The organism is bacterium, from assembly GCA_012517375.1.
In the GTDB taxonomy this organism is placed as follows: Bacteria; Hydrothermota; Tepidihabitantia; order B3-TA06; family B3-TA06; genus JAAYVC01.
The window spans coordinates 1-18,783 of record JAAYVC010000065.1; the positions used below are offsets into that span (position 1 = coordinate 1).

23 protein-coding genes and 2 pseudogenes are annotated in these 18,783 nt (G+C 46.4%); 4 read left to right on the top strand and 21 right to left on the bottom strand.

Features of this window, described 5'->3' with window-relative positions:
- Positions 1-383: 383 nt before the first annotated feature.
- The 9 genes from GX441_06960 to GX441_07000 all read right to left on the bottom strand — a co-directional run bounded on the left by GX441_06960 (position 384) and on the right by GX441_07000 (position 9,428).
- The gene (locus tag GX441_06960; protein ID NLI98384.1) at positions 384-839 is read right to left on the bottom strand and encodes a hypothetical protein; all 456 of its coding nucleotides are present in this window, start codon (positions 837-839) and stop codon (positions 384-386) included.
- 131 nt (positions 840-970) lie between these two features.
- A complete protein-coding gene (locus GX441_06965; protein ID NLI98385.1) occupies positions 971-2,083 on the bottom strand; it encodes a hypothetical protein in 1,113 nt (370 codons plus the stop codon).
- A complete protein-coding gene (locus GX441_06970) occupies positions 2,080-2,667 on the bottom strand; it encodes a sigma-70 family RNA polymerase sigma factor (GenBank protein NLI98386.1) in 588 nt (195 codons plus the stop codon). The genes GX441_06965 and GX441_06970 overlap by 4 nt, the downstream gene beginning before the upstream one ends.
- Positions 2,668-2,740: 73 nt before the next feature.
- Positions 2,741-4,297: an AAA family ATPase gene (locus GX441_06975; GenBank protein ID NLI98387.1), complete on the bottom strand. Its 1,557-nt coding sequence runs from the start codon at positions 4,295-4,297 to the stop codon at positions 2,741-2,743.
- Positions 4,287-5,393: a glycerate kinase gene (locus GX441_06980; GenBank protein NLI98388.1), complete on the bottom strand. Its 1,107-nt coding sequence runs from the start codon at positions 5,391-5,393 to the stop codon at positions 4,287-4,289. Before GX441_06980 ends, GX441_06975 begins: the two co-directional genes overlap by 11 nt.
- Positions 5,394-5,414: 21 nt before the next feature.
- Positions 5,415-6,641, bottom strand: a complete 1,227-nt coding sequence (locus tag GX441_06985; GenBank protein ID NLI98389.1) for an aspartate kinase — start codon at positions 6,639-6,641, stop codon at positions 5,415-5,417.
- Positions 6,638-7,783, bottom strand: coding sequence for an aminotransferase class I/II-fold pyridoxal phosphate-dependent enzyme (locus GX441_06990; GenBank protein ID NLI98390.1), 1,146 nt, complete (start codon positions 7,781-7,783; stop codon positions 6,638-6,640). The genes GX441_06985 and GX441_06990 overlap by 4 nt, the downstream gene beginning before the upstream one ends.
- The gene (locus GX441_06995) at positions 7,780-8,547 is read right to left on the bottom strand and encodes a 4-hydroxy-tetrahydrodipicolinate reductase (GenBank protein ID NLI98391.1); all 768 of its coding nucleotides are present in this window, start codon (positions 8,545-8,547) and stop codon (positions 7,780-7,782) included. Before GX441_06995 ends, GX441_06990 begins: the two co-directional genes overlap by 4 nt.
- A complete protein-coding gene (locus GX441_07000; GenBank protein ID NLI98392.1) occupies positions 8,544-9,428 on the bottom strand; it encodes a 4-hydroxy-tetrahydrodipicolinate synthase in 885 nt (294 codons plus the stop codon). The genes GX441_06995 and GX441_07000 overlap by 4 nt, the downstream gene beginning before the upstream one ends.
- A gap of 183 nt (positions 9,429-9,611) precedes the next feature.
- Between GX441_07000 and GX441_07005 the strand changes: the two genes are divergently transcribed.
- The 4 genes from GX441_07005 to mazG all read left to right on the top strand — a co-directional run bounded on the left by GX441_07005 (position 9,612) and on the right by mazG (position 12,257).
- Entirely contained in the window at positions 9,612-10,457 is an 846-nt protein-coding gene (locus tag GX441_07005) for a hypothetical protein (protein ID NLI98393.1), read from the top strand.
- A gap of 131 nt (positions 10,458-10,588) precedes the next feature.
- Positions 10,589-10,975, top strand: coding sequence for a hypothetical protein (locus GX441_07010; protein ID NLI98394.1), 387 nt, complete (start codon positions 10,589-10,591; stop codon positions 10,973-10,975).
- A complete protein-coding gene (locus tag GX441_07015) occupies positions 10,972-11,478 on the top strand; it encodes a hypothetical protein (GenBank protein NLI98395.1) in 507 nt (168 codons plus the stop codon). The genes GX441_07010 and GX441_07015 overlap by 4 nt, the downstream gene beginning before the upstream one ends.
- Before the next feature lie 2 nt (positions 11,479-11,480).
- Positions 11,481-12,257: a nucleoside triphosphate pyrophosphohydrolase gene (gene mazG / locus GX441_07020; GenBank protein ID NLI98396.1), complete on the top strand. Its 777-nt coding sequence runs from the start codon at positions 11,481-11,483 to the stop codon at positions 12,255-12,257.
- Positions 12,258-12,328: 71 nt separating this feature from the next.
- On the opposite strand, the gene GX441_07025 is transcribed toward mazG, so the two are convergent.
- The 12 genes and pseudogenes from GX441_07025 to GX441_07080 form a co-directional block, all read right to left on the bottom strand.
- On the bottom strand, positions 12,329-13,213 hold the full coding sequence (locus GX441_07025; GenBank protein NLI98397.1) for a transposase: 885 nt from the start codon (positions 13,211-13,213) through the stop codon (positions 12,329-12,331).
- A gap of 192 nt (positions 13,214-13,405) precedes the next feature.
- On the bottom strand, positions 13,406-14,050 hold the full coding sequence (locus GX441_07030) for an isoprenylcysteine carboxylmethyltransferase family protein (protein NLI98398.1): 645 nt from the start codon (positions 14,048-14,050) through the stop codon (positions 13,406-13,408).
- On the bottom strand, positions 14,047-14,391 hold the full coding sequence (locus GX441_07035; protein NLI98399.1) for a hypothetical protein: 345 nt from the start codon (positions 14,389-14,391) through the stop codon (positions 14,047-14,049). Before GX441_07035 ends, GX441_07030 begins: the two co-directional genes overlap by 4 nt.
- Complete coding sequence (locus GX441_07040) at positions 14,384-14,902, bottom strand: hypothetical protein (GenBank protein ID NLI98400.1); 519 nt, start codon at positions 14,900-14,902, stop codon at positions 14,384-14,386. Before GX441_07040 ends, GX441_07035 begins: the two co-directional genes overlap by 8 nt.
- A complete protein-coding gene (locus GX441_07045; protein ID NLI98401.1) occupies positions 14,899-15,051 on the bottom strand; it encodes a hypothetical protein in 153 nt (50 codons plus the stop codon). Before GX441_07045 ends, GX441_07040 begins: the two co-directional genes overlap by 4 nt.
- Positions 15,052-15,914: 863 nt before the next feature.
- Positions 15,915-15,998, bottom strand: a pseudogene (locus GX441_07050) (DUF2089 domain-containing protein).
- A complete protein-coding gene (locus GX441_07055; protein NLI98402.1) occupies positions 15,985-16,536 on the bottom strand; it encodes a class I SAM-dependent methyltransferase in 552 nt (183 codons plus the stop codon). The pseudogene GX441_07050 and the gene GX441_07055 overlap by 14 nt, the downstream one beginning before the upstream one ends.
- A gap of 197 nt (positions 16,537-16,733) precedes the next feature.
- Positions 16,734-16,817: pseudogene (locus tag GX441_07060) on the bottom strand (DUF2089 domain-containing protein).
- A 10-nt stretch (positions 16,818-16,827) separates the two neighbouring features.
- Positions 16,828-17,022, bottom strand: a complete 195-nt coding sequence (locus tag GX441_07065; GenBank protein ID NLI98403.1) for a hypothetical protein — start codon at positions 17,020-17,022, stop codon at positions 16,828-16,830.
- A gap of 15 nt (positions 17,023-17,037) precedes the next feature.
- On the bottom strand, positions 17,038-17,196 hold the full coding sequence (locus tag GX441_07070; protein ID NLI98404.1) for a hypothetical protein: 159 nt from the start codon (positions 17,194-17,196) through the stop codon (positions 17,038-17,040).
- 11 nt (positions 17,197-17,207) lie between these two features.
- Positions 17,208-17,513, bottom strand: a complete 306-nt coding sequence (locus GX441_07075) for a DUF2089 domain-containing protein (protein NLI98405.1) — start codon at positions 17,511-17,513, stop codon at positions 17,208-17,210.
- A gap of 124 nt (positions 17,514-17,637) precedes the next feature.
- Positions 17,638-18,024 (bottom strand): DUF2089 domain-containing protein, encoded by a 387-nt coding sequence (locus GX441_07080; protein NLI98406.1) that lies wholly within the window; start codon positions 18,022-18,024, stop codon positions 17,638-17,640.
- Between the last annotated feature and the right edge of the window lie 759 nt (positions 18,025-18,783).

Here is an 18,783-nt window from a genome sequence, read left to right on the forward strand (position 1 = left end):
ATACGTGCACAGCAGCCTGGGATACAGGAGTCCGGAGGAGTTCGAGGCCCTTTACTCCCAGCAAGTTCTTAAGGAAGCAATGTGAAATCTCTAAACTCATTTTACCTCAAATCTGTCTTGACAAATGGGTCGCACTACACTTTGTGAGAAAGTCTAATTGCGAGAGGACTTAATATTAAAACACTTAAGAAATTGGAACCTTGTCGGTATTACCGCTTACATCAATCCGTTTCTTTTTGCTGGTAATTGAAGTGATGGTTGTTAAAGGTGCGCGAAGATTGTCAAGTTGTATATTGCTTTAATTGAGAACAGTTCCTGAAACCGCATCGGCGGATTTCGAAGACTTTTTCTAAAAGATGAAGAAAATAATCGAAGCTATTCTCCTACCAGCCGGTGTTGCAGTTTATCGCATTCGAACAGGCGTTGCCTAGCGCCGTGCCTATTGCATCGCCGCAAGCATCGCCGCAAGCCTGGCCCGCTTGTTGAGCCGAGATAACGAGAATGACCGTGCCTATTAATGCCACTCCTCCTGCGACTCCGCAGCCTATCCAAGCCTTGCCTGCTCTTTCTTTTCTTGCTTCCTTGACGTAACAATCGGTATATGCTGTAACATAGTCACTTGGTTTACCAAGCAATCTTTCAGGGGGAGGTGAGGGTTTCAACAGATAAGCTAATCCAACACCGATTATGTTTATAAGGCATCCTGCTCCTGTCCAGAGCCACCATTGAGAGTCTCTTTTTGCATCCGCTTTTGCCTGCTCGCAGGCGTTTTCTGCAAAAGCCGATATCGGCAACGCAACAATAGCAAAAACGATTATTAAAGATATTATTCTTTTCATCCTTCTCCCTTACGTTTAGCTTTATAACATTATCTTAAATAAAAATGATTTGTCAAGTGTTGATTGATAAATAAAATCATCTTTAATCTAAGAGTGAAACTAACCACTTAGTCTGTCGTTAAATTGAGGGCTTAGTCGTTCTTTGTGTCTGTCTGTTTTTGACCGAAAGGAATGTAGAGAGTCGTTTGACGCTGACGAAGCACTTGTCCGCTCCACTGTTTTTTATATGCCGCGATTGCCTGGCTATCCACTTTAGCATCGCCAGAGGAGCGGTAGATGGTAACTTCGGCTAGTTTTCCTGTGGAATCGACAACCACGCGGAGCGTTCCGCCTTCAGAAAACTGGCGGTCGAACACTATGGCGTTCTCCGGATAGGACTTGGCTATCGTTCCGACGGATGGAGCGGCGGCTTTAGTCGTTCTTGCCGATTTTGTTTCTTTTGCAGCGCCGCCTAAGGCAGAGGATTCATTCTCCTTGATTTTATTGTTGATGTCGCTGATTGTTCCTGCAACAATCGCCTTGCCTGCCTCCTCGGAGCTTCTGCGGCCTCCGCCTTGCTCTGCATTAGCGGTTTTTTCCTGCGCCAATTGAAGTTCGGCTCCTTCAGTCGAGGAGGATATAGACTCGTCTTTGGCAATGTCATCCACATCGTAGGCGCTGACAAGCTCTTTGTTCTCCTCAGGCATTGCAGGTATGGGAACGCTCATTTTCGCTTCGGCTTCCGAGGCGTAATATCCGGCACGGCTTTGCATCTCGACGGCTCTTTCATTAGAAGCAACAGGTGCGCTCTGGGATTTGTCCGTTTTTGCTATTCCCTGTTCACGTTTGAGGTCGACTTTCCCGAGTTCCTCTATTTCTTTCATTTGCGAGAATTTGGCAGGCGCTCGACCTATGAGTTCGATTCCGATTACGATGGCGAATACGACTGCAACGCCGGCTGAAAGGTAGGGCAGAAGACGCCATCCAAGAAGCTTGCGCCTTGGACGGTGGACAAGCATATGTCTGGAATCCGTGAGTCTGCGGCTCAGGCGATTGGTGAAACTGTGCCAGTAATGCTCGCCCGGATCAGGGACGCTTTCTGATTCACCGTCACGAACCAGAGCGTCTAATGCATTTAGCTCCTGAAGTTTTGCTTTACACGCAGAGCATTTCTCCAGATGCTTTTCAAATTCACTCTTCTTTTTTTCGCTCAACTCCCCATCGTGATATAAAGGTATTAACTTTTCAAAATCATTGCATTTCATAGCAGTGCTCCAAGTTCCCCTTTAAGCATCTCTCTTGCGCGCGAAAGACGCGACATCACCGTTCCTACAGGTATCTCCAGCACCTCGGAAATCCTCGTATACGACCAGTCCTCGTATACCCTCAGAACAAGAACCTGTCTGAGTTTTAAGGGCAGGCTGGCTATTGCCTTATGCACTTTTTTCCTTGTTTCATCCTTCAAGGCAGTTGTTTCAGGCGTTTCACCTGAAGATTGGAATTCAAGATCAACATCAGCTATCTTGAGTTTTTTCTTTTTCAGATGGTTCAAGGTCAGGTTAATGGCTATACGGTAAATCCATGGGCTGAAAGGGTAGTTGACATCGAAACGTTCTATTGCCTTGAAGGCGCGTATGAACGTTTCTTGAGCCAGATCATCAGCTTCGTGATGATTCCTTACAAACCTGTAGATCACTGTATAAACCTTTCTTTGATAACGCTCTACCAGTTTGGAGAACGCACCAAAATCTCCATTTTTTGCCTCTATTAAGAGTTTTTTTTCGTCTTCGGGAGGTCCTTTATGTTCCTCGGACCTTATCCCTTTGTCTCTTAATACCGAAAGAGGCATGATTTATTCCCTCATGGAATATGCAGGGGGCGGAAGGGGTTTAGCGTAAGTTTCAGGCTTAAAGTATTATACATCAGGAACCGATCATTTTTTTTATGTCGGAGTCCATCTCTTGAGGGGCTCGGCCTGTAACAATCGTCGAATAAGGAAAGCTTCCTTCAGGTTCAAATTTATTCTTCATTTCGCTGTATATTTCCCATGTAGCGTCAGATAGAAGATCAGAAGTCTTTCTTTTCTCAATCCATTCCCTTACTTTTTCAGGCGCTGCGTCTGTCCGTATAAAGAAAGACTCGACTCCAAGCTCGTCAGCTGCTTTTTTCAACTCAAGCCTGTTTTTTTCTTTATGGCAGGTTGCATCGATTATAAGTGACTGTCCTTGAGAGAGATATAGCTTCACTTGTCTGGCAAGGTAGTCGTAGACCCTCTTTGATATCTCCGCAGAATAGAGATCAGATCCGAATCCGGCATAGTGGTGTTCGTCTAATGAAACGCCGGCAATCACTCTTCTCACAACATCCGCCCTGATATGGATGGCGTTTGTCCAATCCCTTGTTCTTGATGCAAGATATGTTTTGCCTGTTCCCGGAAGGCCGTAGAAGACTATTAACCTTGGTTTTGAAAAAAGGGTGGAGGCGTAAAGCTCGGCAGAGTCGAAGTATGCACTTGCTCGTCTCTTTATCTCCTGTGCATCGCGGGGATTCTGAGACAGTTGAAAACCTATGACCTTTCCCCTTACGTAGGCGCGGTAGCAGCGGAAAAAGTCATGAAACTTCAGCAATGAATAATCCTGCGTTATGTCAAGATACCTCATAAGGAGGAAATCGGACAGCTCCCTTTTCGAGTGAAAATCAAGATCCATGGTCATGAACGCTAAATCCGCGGCTGTATCCGAACAGGCAAAGCGCATATTGAACTCGATTCTATCGAAGATGTGAATCTTATCCTCGTATATAAAGATGTTGCCGGAATGAAGGTCTCCGTGGCAGTATTTGATAAAACCTTCCTTCTCCCTTTTTCTGAAGTCCTCCTTCTTGTTCTCAAGGAATCTGAATACATTCTTCCTTATCGACTCAAAACGTTCCGAGGAGAGTGTAATGTCCTTCACGTTCTCGGTCTGCTGAAAGTTTTCCTCCCAGTTGAAGCGAACATTCTCCAGGGAACCTTCTTTTGTAATCTCTTCAGAAGTTTCAGCCGATTTATGAAATTTCGCAATCTCTTTTGCAAGGCCGTCAATCGTATGATAATCAATTTTGTCGTTCTTCAGTAGGCTGCTCATCAAGGATTCCTGGGGAAGCTCCTTCATGACTACAATATATTCGAGCGGTTCGCCGTTTCCTGAAATCACGAGTCGCCCATCCTCGTCTCTCGTTATCGGTTCGACACCAATATACAAGTCCGAAAGCAAGCGATTGAGCTTGACTTCCTTCTCGCAGAACTCTTTCCTTTTATCCAGAGTCGAAAAGTCCAGGAAACCGAAGTTGACAGGTTTCTTGAGCTTATAGGCCTTAGAACCCGTAAGAAAGACCCATGCGGTGTGAGTCTCCGCTTTTCTTATCTCTCTTACTTTGTGCGGATAAAACCCAGGCTTGCTCATTGCATCGAGGACTTCTTCTGTTAAATCATGGAACAAGTAAACGTCCTATCTGTGCCGCTGTTTGTGTAAGTCTGGTCTTAGTCTCAGCCATTGCCTGCTTGAGTGTCGTAGGTCCTGGTTGAATCGAGATTGCCGTAGTACGGCGATCTCTGGGTGCTATCTGTATAGCAATATCGCCACACAGAAGGATCATCCTGCGGTGCGGGAGTCTCCTCAGGTTTCCGACAACCTTATACGAAAGGCTTTGCTTATCCAGTCTGCCTTCTCCGGATATTATTACATCGTGCCTAGTAAGCCGTTCACGCAGACCTGAGAGTCTTAATAAAAAATCTGCGCCGCTCATGGTTCGCGAGCCTGCTAGCGCGGCGAAACCGAAGGCTATTCCTCCGGCAGCTCCCATGCCTTTGCGGTGATCAAGACGCTGCGCGGTTGTCATCTCGGCAATAACTGCATATCGATCAAGAGCGGCTGCAAGAATCCTCATCTCCTTTTCGCCCGCTCCCTTCTGCGGAGCATAAACAAGCGAACCAAGATGTCCTACAAGGGGACTGTCCACATCCCAGAGTATTGTAACCTGTTTTTTCACTCTGGGATCCAGCTGTGAAAGGTCTATCTTGGCAAGGTTTTGGAGCTCCTGAGGCCCTTTGGATAGGGGTTTGCCGTGAGAATCGAGGAACCTGGCGCCGAGCACCTCCAGAGCATCTCTGCCTCCGTCAACGGTTGCACTCCCTCCGAGCCCTACGATAACTTCGTCCATGCCTTTATCCAGCACGTTCCTTATGGCTTCGCCTAATCCTCTTGAAGTGGTATGCAATGGATTTCGTTCTTCTTCTTTTACAAGTCTTAATCCAAGCACGGATGCAGATTCGATATAGGCGCTGCGACCTGCTATCAGAGCTTGGGTTTTTATCCTTCTGCCTGTGGGACCCGTAACCTGCATTGTGGAGATCCTGGCTCTTCTTCCCTTAAGATAGTACGATAGACACTCAATAAATCCGTCTCCTCCGTCTGAAAGAGGGTAGAGCTCCATCTTTTCCCTTTTCAAGCTGCTTTTGAGGCCGGCGGCAATCGCCCGCGCTGCGGCTACCGGTCCTAGCGCTTCTTTATATGCTGTGGGGGCAATGAAGATCATCTTAACCTCTCCAATCTTGCTTTAACCTCTCATGTTTTGTGTTTCAAGGAGATTAAACTCCTCAAGTAATCTTGATATAGCTCTTTTGAGATTGGGTGCACGAAGAAAGAATGACAGTTTAAGTTCTGAATTGGTAAACGCCTCGATATGAACGTTGTCCGCACGGAGAGCTTCGAAGGCACGTTTGGTTATGGCCGAATCCTTGCCTGCTCCGGGTCCTACCAGGGAAAGCTCGGATATGCCTTTTACTACAGAGAGAGCCTGAGCTCCTGTTTCTTTCTTAAACTTCTCCAATAGAGTCCTTGCCCCAGGAGAGTCCGTTTCTGATACAATGAATGCCAGGTCGAAACTCGAATCTTGAGGATGACCGTGATGGTAGAAAAGGATGCGTATTCCCGCGTCGGCCAGCCTGGCTATCGCCTGTGACATGGCGTTGGGGTCTTGCGGTACGTCCTTGACCGTTATCCTGACAAGCCCTTTCATGTGGGTGAATGCCCGGACGAAACGCTCCTCGAGTTCTTCCTGTTGCCCTATAGATGTTCCTTTTTTGTAGGGTCTTGTGCTTGAACGCACTTCAAGCGGAATCCTGTAACGCATTGCCAGCGATGCGGCTCTTGGATGGATGACTCTTGCTCCGTAGTCTGCAAGCTCCACGAGCTCCTCGTAGCTTATCGTATCGAGAACCTTTGCCTTCGGGAAAAGCCTGGGGTCTGCCGAAGAAAGCCCCTTGACGGTCTTGTAGAATTCGCAGGAATCGGCGTTAAGAAACCGAGCCAGCGCTACCGCGGTCGTATCCGAACCCCCTCTGCCCAGTGTTGTTACTTCCTTGGATTCCGAGCTTACACCCTGGAACCCTGCAACTATAGGTATGTATCCCTTGTCAAGAGCTTCCTTCAGTCTCTGGCCTCTGACATAGAGGATTCTTGCGTCGTTATGTCTTTCATCGGTATGAATTCCTACCTGGGAGCCCGTGAACGAAAGGGATTTTGCGCCTCTTTCCCCCAGAGCCATTGCAAGAAGACTCATCGTAACGCGTTCTCCTGCAGTCAGGAGCATATCCAGTTCCCTGCCTTTAGGCGAAGAACACACCGAATTCGCAAGCTTCTGAAGCTCGTCCGTCTGGCTGCCCATCGCAGAGACCACCACACATATTTTTGTTTCTTTTGATCTCCTAGCCAGATAAGATGCAACCCTTTTAACGTGGTTTGCGGTAGCCAGAGAGCGACCGCCGAATTTAGCGACAATCAAAGCCACTTCTCTAGACGTTTGACGGCTTCCTCTATGCGGGACCGCTCGATTGTCAATGAAAATCTTACAAAACCTTCACCGGACTGGCCGAAACCGATGCCTGGTGTTACGAGGACGCCTGTTTCAGCAAGCATCTTCTTGGCAAATTCCATCGAGGATACGCCTTTTCGAGGAATCTCGGCCCAGACATAAAATGTTGCCTTTGGTGCCGGTATGTTCCATCCTAGAACATTTAATCCCGCCAAGAGGGTTCCACGCCTTGATCTGTAGAGGGCTCTTGCATCCTTAGTAACCTGATCCACGACTTCGAAGGCGGTTTGAGCCGCCCTTTGTATGGCCACAAAAACGCCTGAATCCGTATTCTCCTTGATTCTTCTCAAGGCTGAAATCATATTGGAATTACCTACAACAAAGCCTATTCTCCAGCCCGTCATGTTGAAGGTCTTTGAAAAGGAGTGAAACTCTACCGCGCATTCCTTTGCTCCCGGCACGGCTAGGACGCTTGCAGGTTTTTCGTCGAAGTATATCTCGGAATAACAGTTGTCGTTTATAAGCCACATATTGTGGCTGCGGGCAAACTGAATTGCCTCGGCATAATCAATAGGGGTAGCCATTGCGCCAGTAGGATTGGAAGGATAGTTCATAATAAAGAGTTTCGTACGCTGTGTAGGCCTGAGTCTTGGAATATCTATAAGAAAATGATTCTCTTCGAGAAGGGGCGCAGGATTAGGCTTTCCTCCGGCAAGGAGAATCTGATTACGGTAAACCGGATACGATGGATCAGGATATATAACCTCATCTCCTTCATCGACAAGAGCCCAAATTAAATGGGAGATTCCTTCTTTAGAACCAATTAGTACGCAGACTTCTGATTCAGGATCTACGTCAACTCCGAATCTGTCCTTGTACCACTTGGCTATATCACGTCGCAGAGTTAATGTGCCGGTGTATGTAGGGTATCTATGGGTGCTAGCATCGCTGGATGCCCTAACAAGGGCGTTAACTATTTCTGGATTAGTAGGTTGATCCGGATCGCCTATCCCGAAGTCTATTACTCCTTCGCCGTATTCTGTCTTGAGCTTATCGAGTTCTGCAAACAGATAAGGTGGCAGAAGTTCCAAACGTTTTGCTGTTTCTCTCAATTTTCCTCCAAGATGTCGGAGTATCCATAGAGCCCTTTTGGACGTCCGACAATAAATCGTATAGCCTTGAGTGTTCCTTGTGCAAATGCAAGGCGACTGGATGCCCTGTGTGTAAGTTCCAGTCGTTCGCCTTCGGTTGCAAAGAAAATCGTATGTTCTCCCGCTATGTCTCCTGCCCTCAAAGCCAATACAGCTAATTCGTCCGCATCTCTTTCACCGGTCAATCCTTCACGTCCATACAGGGTTTTTGTTATTCTTCTCTCTCTTTTTACAATCTCCTCTAGCATCTTTGCCGTCCCGGATGGTGCGTCCTTTTTGTGGCGGTGATGCATCTCGAGAATCTCGATATCATAATCCTTGAGTGAACTTGCCGCTTGCCCGACGAGTTTGAAAAGCAGATTTACGCCAGTTGACATGTTCGGCGACCACAAAACGGCTTTGTTTTCGGAGTGTTTCTTGAGTTCTTTCAAGTCGTCAGGCGTGAGGCCGGTCGTCCCCGAGATTATAGGCAGCGATGATTCCTTGAGTTTCTTCAGAAGAGAGAGGAGACTTTGCGGTGATGTAAAGTCAACAACTACGTCGGATTTGTCAAGTAGTGACGAAATATCAGAAAGAACTAAAGTATCGGAAAACATCTTACCGATTTCAGGATGATCGGTTCGTTCAATGATGCCGGATAGGCGCATATCCTTTGTCTTCGAGATGAGTCTTGCAACTTCACCGCCTATTCGGCCGCAGCCGCCGGCGACGATTACGCGTATCATTTAACTAAACCGTACTCCTTGAGAGCGGTCTTGAGTTTCGAAAGATTCTCTTCAGAAAGTCCTGACATAGGAAGTCGAACCTCTCCAGTGTTCCACTTGAGGATTCCAGTTGCGGTCTTTATCGGGCCAGGATTGGTCTCTGTGAATAAAGCCTTTATCAGCTTAAAGAGCCTGTGATGCATGTCTCTTGCTTCATCAATTTTGCGTTCCTCGAAAAGCCTGACGAGCGTTGCCGTATCCTTTGGAGCGATGTTCGAAACAACGGATATGACGCCTTTGCCGCCAACGGAAAGAATGGGCAAAGTAAGGCTGTCATCCCCAGATAACACGCTGAGCCATCCGCACCTCGATACAATCTCAGATACTTGATCCAGGTTTCCAGAGGCTTCCTTCACGGCTACAATCTTGTCATACCTCCTGCATACTTTTTCGAAGGTGGCAGGTGTCATGTTAACTCCCGTTCTTCCAGGGATGTTGTAAATAACTACGGGCATATCCGTCTTCTCACAGACTTCTGAGAAGTGACCGTAGAGACCGTCCTGCGTAGGCTTGTTGTAATAAGGCGTAACAACCAGCGCGGCATCGGCACCCCATTCTTTCACTTCCATTACTTCTTTGACGGTTTTCGATGTTGAGTTAGTTCCTGCTCCTGCAATCACGGGCAGCTTTTTCCCTGATTCTTTTGCTAGTTTAACTGCCGTTTTGACGACTAGTTCCTTTTCGCTATCTTCCAGGGCAGGGGTTTCTCCGGTCGTCCCGCACGGCAGGAGTCCGTCAATTCCTTCTTGAATCTGCCAGCGGATATGTTTTTCTAAGGCCTCTGTATCTATTTTCCCGTTCTTGAACGGTGTTACTAAAGCTGTAATCGCGCCACGGAACATCTAGCCTCCTTGGAGAGTTAATAATACTCGATTTTTGGACTCAAGTCAAGTGGATGCTAAGTATCTGTCTTTGTGGTGTCTTACATGCATCTGTCGGAGAAAATAATCTCGATTTCCCCTTAGTACCGCAATGCGTTTGTTTTATTCTTGACATCTTAACCTTGTCTCTTATACTACTCACTAATGATTTACGGAATCGACGTTTTGAACTCAGAGGTTCGCTGGGTGAGAAACTCCAAAGGCGATGAACCAACAACCTTCGGCAGAGTGTTTGTTGAAGATAGCTCGCCTTCGGGCTTAAAACAAACCCTTAGAGGGCTTTTTACTCGTCTTCAGATAAGAAAATTCGTGTTTCCACTTCAGGGAAGGGATGTAAAGGTAAAGTGTTTTGCATCCGACAAGGTTGATATTTCAGAACTTGAGGATAATGTTGCCTGGGAGGCAAGATTTTTCCTTGGTTTTGATAAGAGCCGCGACATTATGAGTTTTGATCCTCTAAGAAGCGTTGGCCAGGAGACATGGGTTGTTGCTGCCAAGGCTCTCTTCGAGGATGTGAAACGTCAAAGTGAAGTTTTTCCGATTTCACCCGTCCATACGGAAACGGGGCAGACGGCGATTGCGAATGCAGTGCTTGAGTCTAAGTGGGGGCAGAATGCGGTAATGACTTTACACCTCGACACAACAAGGGCTTTCCTTGTGGTTGTAAGTCACGGTATTCCCATACTTGCTCAAGAATTGTTCATGGATAAACCATTCTCCGGTCAATTTGATGAGGTTTCGTTCACGATGTGGCAGGAGGAACTAAAACTCAGAAGAAATTTTCTTCTGCCGGATCATCGCAAACTCGATGCCTTTCTTCTGTCCGGTGAGGCTGGTTTAAACCAAGAAAATGCAAAAAGACTCGGAGAATCCATCGATCTTGATGGCAGTGTCTTTGAACCTTTTGAGGGAAAAGACACTGATTCCGGCACGAATGTTTCACCGCTGTATTCGATTGCTTATGCCTGTTCTTTGAGGGATGAGCCTTGATACGAATAGACCTTTCTGTGCCCAATCGTCATAAGTCATTGCCCTTATGGTTGTTTGCCTTGATTTTTCTGGGTATATTCCTGGTATTATCAGTATGCTTGGGTTTAGGGCTTTTCTTGCAGTGGAGGTATTTGAACGATGTTGAAAATCAGCTCGGAGTTCTTGAGACGGAAAGGGACTCTCTGAGATTACTCAAACGCGAGATGATGAGTTATAATGATGTTGCCGGAAGGTTGGATTCTTTGAAGCTTGAAATAAAAAAAGGCAGGAATAAAATTGAAGAACCTTTAGGTATACTATATCTTCTCGAAGCAAAGCTCGTTCCTGGGATGAAACTTGTTTCCATCCGGTTTTCCGACCGTTTCGTAAAACTTGAGTGCTTAAGTCCGTCCAACGTAAAGATAGCCCGTTACATGGATGCCCTTTCCGAGACGGAGAAGTTCGATTCTCTTATTAGTGAGCCGCATGGTTTTAGGGAAGGCTTGATTGATCACAAGGTAACGTTGAGGATTAAATGAAGACTCTTGTCGTCGTTGTATTTACCGTGCTGGTTGCCGGAGCAGTAGCTGCGGGTGCTTTCTTCGGCGTCTCAAACTATTACCGATCAAGGGAGATGATCGAAAAGAAACAACGTATTGAAGCGGAGGTCGCATTGCTGAGATTTGAAACGAGTTCATATAACGGCAGCCCGGAAGCGACTGAAATGCTTATGCACGAACTGGACAGTATAAGCAATACGATAACATCTGCTGAAGAGAATCTCAAGGAGATTCTTGGCAGAAGGGGGGCGCTCAACAGCAAGCCGGGTGTTAAGCTCGAGAATTATCTCGATGAAGACGCTTTAAGATTGTATCCTTTCTTTCTAACTTTAGAAGGCCGGCATTCAGCTTTAGACACCTTTCTTTTAGAGCTTCATGACGAGCTTCCATTGATGCTTCTCGACAGCCTCGATGCCACACCTGGGCATTCGAGCTACAAGCTTAAGATTTGGGGCGTTGCAAGATTTCCCAGAAACGAATAGGTTTGAAAAAAAATCTTAAAGAGATCGTAGACCGTCTCCGAAGGGAATGTCCGTGGGATCGCGCTCAGACCATGCAGTCTATTCGTCATCTTTATGTAGAGGAGGCATACGAGCTTTCAGAGGCGCTTGAGTCCGCGGATTCACTAAGGATTTCGGAGGAGTTAGGTGATCTGCTTTACATCGTTCTCATGGGAATAAGAATTGCTGAGGATGAGGGCATTGCATCATATGAACAGGTGGAGGAAAAGGCAGCCGAAAAGCTCATTCGCAGGCATCCTCATGTCTTTAAGAGTAAGTCGGTATCGGGCGAAGCAGAGGTCCTGGCGAACTGGGAGAAGATAAAGGAAGATGAGCGTCTTTCAAAAGAATCGGATAAAGGCTTTTTTTCGGGCGTACCAAAATTACTTCCTGCGCTGATTAGAGCCCAGATGATGCAGGAGCGAGCTGCGAGAGTGGGTTTTGACTGGCCTACTTCGCGGGGCCCCCTGGATAAGATACACGAAGAAGCGAGAGAAATTGCCGAACATCTAGAGTCAGACAACAAAAGGGAGCTTGAAGCAGAACTGGGTGATCTTCTTTTTTCGGTGGTAAATCTTGCACGGCACATAGGCGTTCAGGCTGAAGAGGCATTATCAATCTCGAACAAGAAGTTTTCGGCAAGATTCGAGCATGTCCGGAGGTTAGCGAAAGAACGTAACCTAAGCCTAGAACAGCTTAGCATAAAAGAACTGGATGAGTTATGGGAGGAAGCCAAAAAATTGCCCCAGGAAGACAGCTAGCTATCCTCCTGGGGATTCAGACCTAGTTTCTTTCTATAAATAAGAATCGTTGCATCTCAGATAGACGGGTATTATCCATTCGACTCGTTAAACTTACCGTTTAGCTTGAGTGCTCTTATCAATCGCGTGATGCCAATTCCCCCACCGAAGCGTTTAGTCATCGGTAAAGCCAGGAATGACTCCAATTCGGATAATACTCGTTCCTTGCCGAAATGTGCAAACAAGAGCTCGGAATACATACCATTTGAGATAGAAAGGAATCTGTCGTGCATGATTGACGGATCCGTTTCACGTTCAGCCGAACCGATGGTTTCGATTCCATGAATGATTACATCTACCTTGTTGGCGCAAGTGTCGGTGCGTCTCATGTTCCAGAAGGGAGACGTTTTTTCAGGAAAATTGGTTAAAAACACTACATTTCCATAATCCCTGCAGAGAGCTTCTTCTTGTTCAGCCTCAATGCAATCCGTCGAGTACTTTCTGCACGCCGATTCGTAAGATATACTGGGGAACTGAAAGTCTTCGCGTCCTCTTGCCGCATCCAGATGTGAATCCATTTCAAACCCCGAATGAAATCCTAAATGCTGGCATAGTTCGGATTCCAGAGCCATAAGCTCGTCAATACTGCCACGGGACTCGAATTCGAACATCGGAAATATAAGATCGTGTCTCCCGGGAACAGGATTTGCTTCCTGACGGTAGCTCGTGCTTTGGCAAAAAACGCCCGGATACTCCTTGTGAGTCAATAGCTCATGTTCAAGCCACATCTGTCCGGTCTGGGGAAGGGGCCACACTGCTCCATTGTAATCGAAAGACCCTATGGTCGTAGGGTCTTCACATGCAGCAAGTATGCTCAGTCTTGACTGCGTCGGGACCTCAATGTAGCCTCTGGATAAAAAAAAACCCCTCAAGAGGGTTATTGTTTTGTGGTATTCTAACGGGTCAATCAGATTCAATCTATTGCTCCTTTTATAATAAATATTTATCGACAATGCCTTTTAAAATACGCCCGCCTTTTTTTGAGAATAAGGCGGGCGCAGGCTATTAAAAGACATTATACATTATGATAACGAGAAAGTCAAGATTTTTTGAAGGGGTTCTCTCGCGGCGCTATAAAAGGAGGGCTGGGTCAGACGAATACGGTTTTTTCAGAAAAGATGAACGATTGCTCTTGCAAGAGGTCTTAACCACGATACATGCATGGTCGCGAAAGACCCGAGAATGTGAATTAGTTCTGGAGCAACGTATAACCTCAGGGATGCGAAACCGAAAAGCAATCCCACAACAAGCCATGTTTGCCATTCCCTCAACGCCCACAAAGGATTGAATCCCTTGAAAAATGAACCACGAAAGATTTTCGGGAAGAAAAGTTTTACCCTCTTCTTGTACATCTCGTAATCCTTTCCGAAGCGTTCGGCAAGGCTTTTTTCCTCCGCTTTGCCAATCAATATGTAAAGGACTATAAAACCTGCCGATGTCAAGGATATCAGTATCCAGTGAGGCTGAAGAAGCGCTAATCCTGCTCCGACCAGAAGGCCATTTGCGATGTACAAAGGGTGCCTTGAAAGAGAATATGGGCCGCGAGTCACAAGACTCTCGTTTGATATCTTGGGGTTGCGCGAGACCGGACCTATGAAGCCCGCGGCCCAAAACCTTATAGCCAACCCGGGAAGGAACAACAAGGCGCTCCACAAACTTATCCAAGGATGTGCGAAGGCAAGCAAAACGAATACCCACAGCGCCGCAAGGGCGCTGCGGGTACGGAAGAGAGTTTGTCCTAAAGAAGCCTTCAATGCAGGTAAATCTCCACGCGTTTTCCTTCGTTGTCTTTTACTTCAAAGACCTTGCCGGGCTGGGCCTCGTTAAGAGCTTTCAGGATAGTTTCTGCCTGAATCTCCTGTTTGGAGAACACGCTCGATGGTACGAAGTTCATTGCGAATTTTGCGAGCGAGATGGGCAGGTTTACCCTTACATTCGGTTTTTCCTTATTGCCTTCATCAAATACAAGGATAGTAATCTCTCTCGCAAAAGGTCTTGCGCCTTCTATACTCTCAAGTAGTTTTTCAGCTTCCTCGGCCGTTATCTTGCCGCTTGAGACCATCCTGAGTATGCGAAGGGTTGTGTCGTTACTCATGGCGTCTTCTGCCCTTTTTCTGGTTATCAATGTCGACGGTTACTCCGAAGGACTCGTCGCGCCTGCCTCTGGTTTTGCGTATCTCCTCAACAGCGGTATCTACGTCTATTTTTCCTTCTTCAAGCTTGTCTATAATTACCGTTACGTTGCGTGGTCTGCTTAACGCCTTGACTATGACGCTTACGATTATCGTTATTCCCAGAATCACTATTATTACAGGCCACCACTGGGCGAAAGTAACAGGAATTATCAGGGCGTTGGAAAGCCAAAGACCGATACCGAACGCCGCGATAATAAGTCCCCAGAATATGCCCCAGCCTGAGAACCATCTGCGTCTTTTTATGGCAGAGGCTATTACTCCGCCAAGCATGAGGAGTCCAAGCATCGAGAATATAAGGGGCCATGCTGTTTTGAAAGCTAGTAATTGAGGATAGATATTTCCGAGGTAAATCCAGACGCCTATCCAGGCTACTATAAGTCCAAAGATGATTCCCGAGATTGCACGGGTCACTTATTCCTCCTTTTAGTATCGACTTTCACTAAAGCGGGGACACCTTTAACGGTGCGGCCAGCAAGGAAGTATATGATGGCAACCGTTCCAGCAAGTACGGCTGTTATCAAGAGAACTCCAATTCCCGCTCCGTAAATCAGACCTGTCATATATTCCTCCTTTTGTGAATGGCTATATCCCCCTCCCTAGCCTTGATGTAAAGTTTTGTTTTCGGTTTACCGACTGTTATCTTATATTCTTCCATATCAAAAGCCGGTTCGTAATCCGTTTTTATTAAATCAAAATCGGAGTCGATATCCGAATCCTTGTTTTTGTGAATCGTTATCTCGACATCGGCGTCTTCGGGGAGACTCAAGTCTAAATCGCCGGAGCCAAGCTCTATCCTTCCCCCTTTGCATTCTTCGAGGTCAAGATTGATATCTCCTGAACCCATGGATATTGTGAGCGATGCTGAAATGTTTTCTGCGTCCAGATCGCCCGAACCAAGGGATATCGCCATTGCCCCTTTTATATATTCGAGGCGAATGTCGCCCGAACCAAGGGAGGCGGCAGTGCGTTCAGTTATATTGCTTATATCAATCTCACCTGAAGTGCTGCGCAAGGAGATATCAGCTATTCTTTCTACCTTAACATCACCCGAAGCGGCTTTTAAAATCATCTTCTGGGTGGCAGGTACTTGAACGAACATATCCCCTGACATTGTCTTTATCGTCAGTTCTTTTTCGGTCTCATTGACTCTGTGACCACCCTCAACTTTTATGCGGATATTAGCATCCTCGTCACCTTTTATGGTTACGTCGCCTGAGACTGCTTTGATTACAATGTTATCCTTCGGATTAAAGAGAAGATCCTTTTCTTCTCCTTCTCCGGTTATGAAACCCATTCCGGAGATGCTGGTTGAGATCAACTCGGGGAGATCCTTCAATTTTAGCTCCACTTTTCGGGCAATGCGTTCGCCAAAATCCGGACCGAAACCTGCATGACCTTTTGGACCCCAGCGATAGGTTTCTCCAAGAGCTTCAAGCAGCTTTGCCGCTTGATCGGCCGTTATTTTTCCTTCTTCAAGTAACTTAAGAATTCTTTCACGTTCTTCCATTATTGCCTCCGTTCTTCACGAAGTTTATGACCTTTTTTGTTTCTTCCCCTGCATTAAAGATGGCATCTTTTTCGATGATTCTGATAATCTCATGTTCTTCCATATGGTGATCGCTGACTGAAAGCGTCCCTTCCGGTTTTAATATCCTTGCGATTTCAAAGAGGACCTTCTCCGGCTCTTTGAGCATGTGAAGGATGTCGTAGAGGATGACTAAATAAATCGAACCATTTTCGAGGCCTGTTTTGCAGTTCGAGGTTATTGTTTCTATATTTTCCAGGCCGTTTTTGCACGCAATGGACTTGATTCTTTTAGCTGCAAGAGGTTGTATGTCAAGTGCGTAGACCTTGCCTTCTGAGCCCACAAGCTTTGAAGCAGCTATTGAATAGCTACCTGGTCCGCACCCGAAATCAAGAACCTTAAATCCTTTCTTGATACCTGCTTCTGCCAGAATCTCCTCCGGTGGGTTCTTGCGGTTGCGGCTAACCAGAGATGCGCACATGATTCGAAATGCAATATCGCTCATGGGTTTATCAGACATTATTTGAATCAATCCTCGTCGCAGCAGCAGTCGATATCCTCGTGACATCCACAATCGTCTGCGTGTTTGATAATTATCATCTTACGACCAGGACCGAACCCGTGGTTAATGTTATGAATTTTTCTCATAAGCTTGTGGGGGTGAAGATGATGGTGTGAATGTCCAAATGAAGCATTAATATGACCATAACTTTTTTGCACCGCTTCGAGAAGCTTCACAGCCTCGTCCGTTGTAATCTTACCTTCTTCAAGAAGATTCAGGATTTTTTTCCTTTCTTCCATCGTATACTCCTTAAGCTCGACAGTCTTTTTTGAAGGCTGCAAGAAGCCTGTCTGCTTCATTTTTTGTTATCTTGCCTTCTTCAACAAGCTTGAGGATTCTTTCCTTGTTGAGCATTGAATCCTCTTTCCTGCAAGCCTCTTCCTCTGCAATAAGCATTTCTTCTTCGTAGCAGGTATCCGTCGATTCTTTCTCTTCGTAAGTCATTTTAGTCTCCGTAAGTTACTCTTTATCGGGCGTTTCAGGAGGAGCTGGGGGAGAGGGAGGCTCGATGATACAGCATTCCTGACCTGGGCCTAAAGCCTCGAGAAGACGCACTGCTTCATCTACGTTGACCTTTCCATTTTCAAGGAGGTCAAGAATTATCATTCTTTCGTGCACGTCATCCTCCTTTAATCGCAGACGGAGCAATCTCCAAAAGGCATTATTTCAATGTCACCTACATCACCGCAATAGGGTTTATTCATCCTGACAACAATCTTTCTCGGGGTGTGCCCGAAGAAAGGGTTATGTCTGATGGCAAAGCGCGGTATGTAAATCCTTTTTTCAAAACGCTTATGATGATGCTTGTCAGTATTGACGTCCACACAGAGATCATCAGCAAAGCTTTTCTTCAACGCTTCCAGAAGTTTTGCGGCATCGTCGGCATTGATTTTTCCTTCTTCAAGCATCTTCAAGATTCTTTCCTTAGGGTTCATTTCGTCTCCTTTCAATCGCATAAGTTAATGAAACCACGAAGGATATTCTTCACGAACGTATCCTCTAGCTTATCTCTTCTCAGGATTATCGGTCGGTGGTTATAAGTCTTCACCATTCCTCCTTTTACGCGTCCTCATCGGATTCCTGTTTCCGGATGAGTTTTATTGCATCCTCTGCAGAGAGCTCACCTTGCTCAAGTTTATCAAGTACGTCACTTATCTCTTCCTGAGAGGCGCTTGAGGTTATTATGCCCATCTTAGCCAGTAATGCGTCCAGACGGTTGCGCACCGTAGGGTAGGAGAGTGCAAGTTCCCTTTGCACGTCTCTTAGGCTACCCCTGGAGCGCAGGAATATCATAAGAAATTCGCGCTCCTGTTCATCCAGCCTTGAAAATGGCGGTATCTCAAAGTCTCCCTTGATCTTAGTGTCGCACTTTCTACAACTTAGTTCGGAGATGAAAAGCTCTCCTTCGCAGACCGGACATTTTCCAATCAATTTCTTTTCTGCCATGCCCCTATTATAATCAAAATTTTAACTTTGTCAAGGTCTACTTTAACAAAATTAAATTGAAGTGAAATAAAATTAAAATTAGGGCAGTTGGGATTAAAATTTTTTTGACGACGTCCATTCCGTTGGCGACGAGGTAGAAAAGCTGGACAAAAGATGGTCAAAAGATGGTCAAATAGCCGCTGGAAGGCTGCATAGCCTCCAGGGGAGGCATGCGCGGAATGGAATTCCGCGAACATTACTTTCGATAGAGATCAATTTTGAAGACACCGGATGAAGTCAGGTTTGAAGAAGAGAGTCAGTTCTCCTCTCCTTGACGGGAAGGGATTAGGGGAAAAATGAGAGTCGAAATTCGAGAGTGGTCGAAAAAAGATTTCACATCCACCCAGCCTCCCCCTTGTGGGGAGGATTGGAGGATGGGGGTAAACCAAAGTCATTGCGAGGGAGCATCCAAGGGAGGCATGAGCGGAAGTTCCTTCCGCAAGGCGTGGCGATCTCATAGCACTATCTTATGTTCTGAAATACAGAGTCATGTGTTTTGTGCTTAGTGCCAGGAGATTGCTTCGGTTTCTGGAAGCAACCTCGCAATGACTATTCAAGATAACCACGTCACCCTGAGCGAGCGACCGAAGGTCGCATGGGCTTAAGCGTAGCTTAAGTAAGTTACTTCCGTTCAATGGTAGCGGCTGGAAGCCGCATGGGTCGAACTTCGTTCGACAAAATTAAGGCGGTGCGCCGTGAGGGTCTCACTAAACGTGAGAC

Bases quoted from the DNA above. Each gene is read 5' to 3' on its own strand.
- GX441_06970 (NLI98386.1), bottom strand. From the start codon at position 2,667: ATGCCTCTTTCGGTATTAAGAGACAAAGGGATAAGGTCCGAGGAACAT.
- GX441_07000 (NLI98392.1), bottom strand. From the start codon at position 9,428: ATGTTCCGTGGCGCGATTACAGCTTTAGTAACACCGTTCAAGAACGGG.
- GX441_07005 (NLI98393.1), top strand. From the start codon at position 9,612: ATGATTTACGGAATCGACGTTTTGAACTCAGAGGTTCGCTGGGTGAGA.
- GX441_07065 (NLI98403.1), bottom strand. From the start codon at position 17,022: ATGACTTACGAAGAGAAAGAATCGACGGATACCTGCTACGAAGAAGAA.
- GX441_07045 (NLI98401.1), bottom strand. From the start codon at position 15,051: ATGACAGGTCTGATTTACGGAGCGGGAATTGGAGTTCTCTTGATAACA.
- GX441_07055 (NLI98402.1), bottom strand. From the start codon at position 16,536: ATGTCTGATAAACCCATGAGCGATATTGCATTTCGAATCATGTGCGCA.
- GX441_07080 (NLI98406.1), bottom strand. From the start codon at position 18,024: ATGGCAGAAAAGAAATTGATTGGAAAATGTCCGGTCTGCGAAGGAGAG.
- GX441_06965 (NLI98385.1), bottom strand. From the start codon at position 2,083: ATGAAATGCAATGATTTTGAAAAGTTAATACCTTTATATCACGATGGG.
- GX441_07015 (NLI98395.1), top strand. From the start codon at position 10,972: ATGAAGACTCTTGTCGTCGTTGTATTTACCGTGCTGGTTGCCGGAGCA.
- GX441_07075 (NLI98405.1), bottom strand. From the start codon at position 17,513: ATGAACCCTAAGGAAAGAATCTTGAAGATGCTTGAAGAAGGAAAAATC.
- GX441_06980 (NLI98388.1), bottom strand. From the start codon at position 5,393: ATGATCTTCATTGCCCCCACAGCATATAAAGAAGCGCTAGGACCGGTA.
- GX441_06995 (NLI98391.1), bottom strand. From the start codon at position 8,547: ATGATACGCGTAATCGTCGCCGGCGGCTGCGGCCGAATAGGCGGTGAA.
- GX441_07035 (NLI98399.1), bottom strand. From the start codon at position 14,391: ATGAGTAACGACACAACCCTTCGCATACTCAGGATGGTCTCAAGCGGC.
- GX441_06960 (NLI98384.1), bottom strand. From the start codon at position 839: ATGAAAAGAATAATATCTTTAATAATCGTTTTTGCTATTGTTGCGTTG.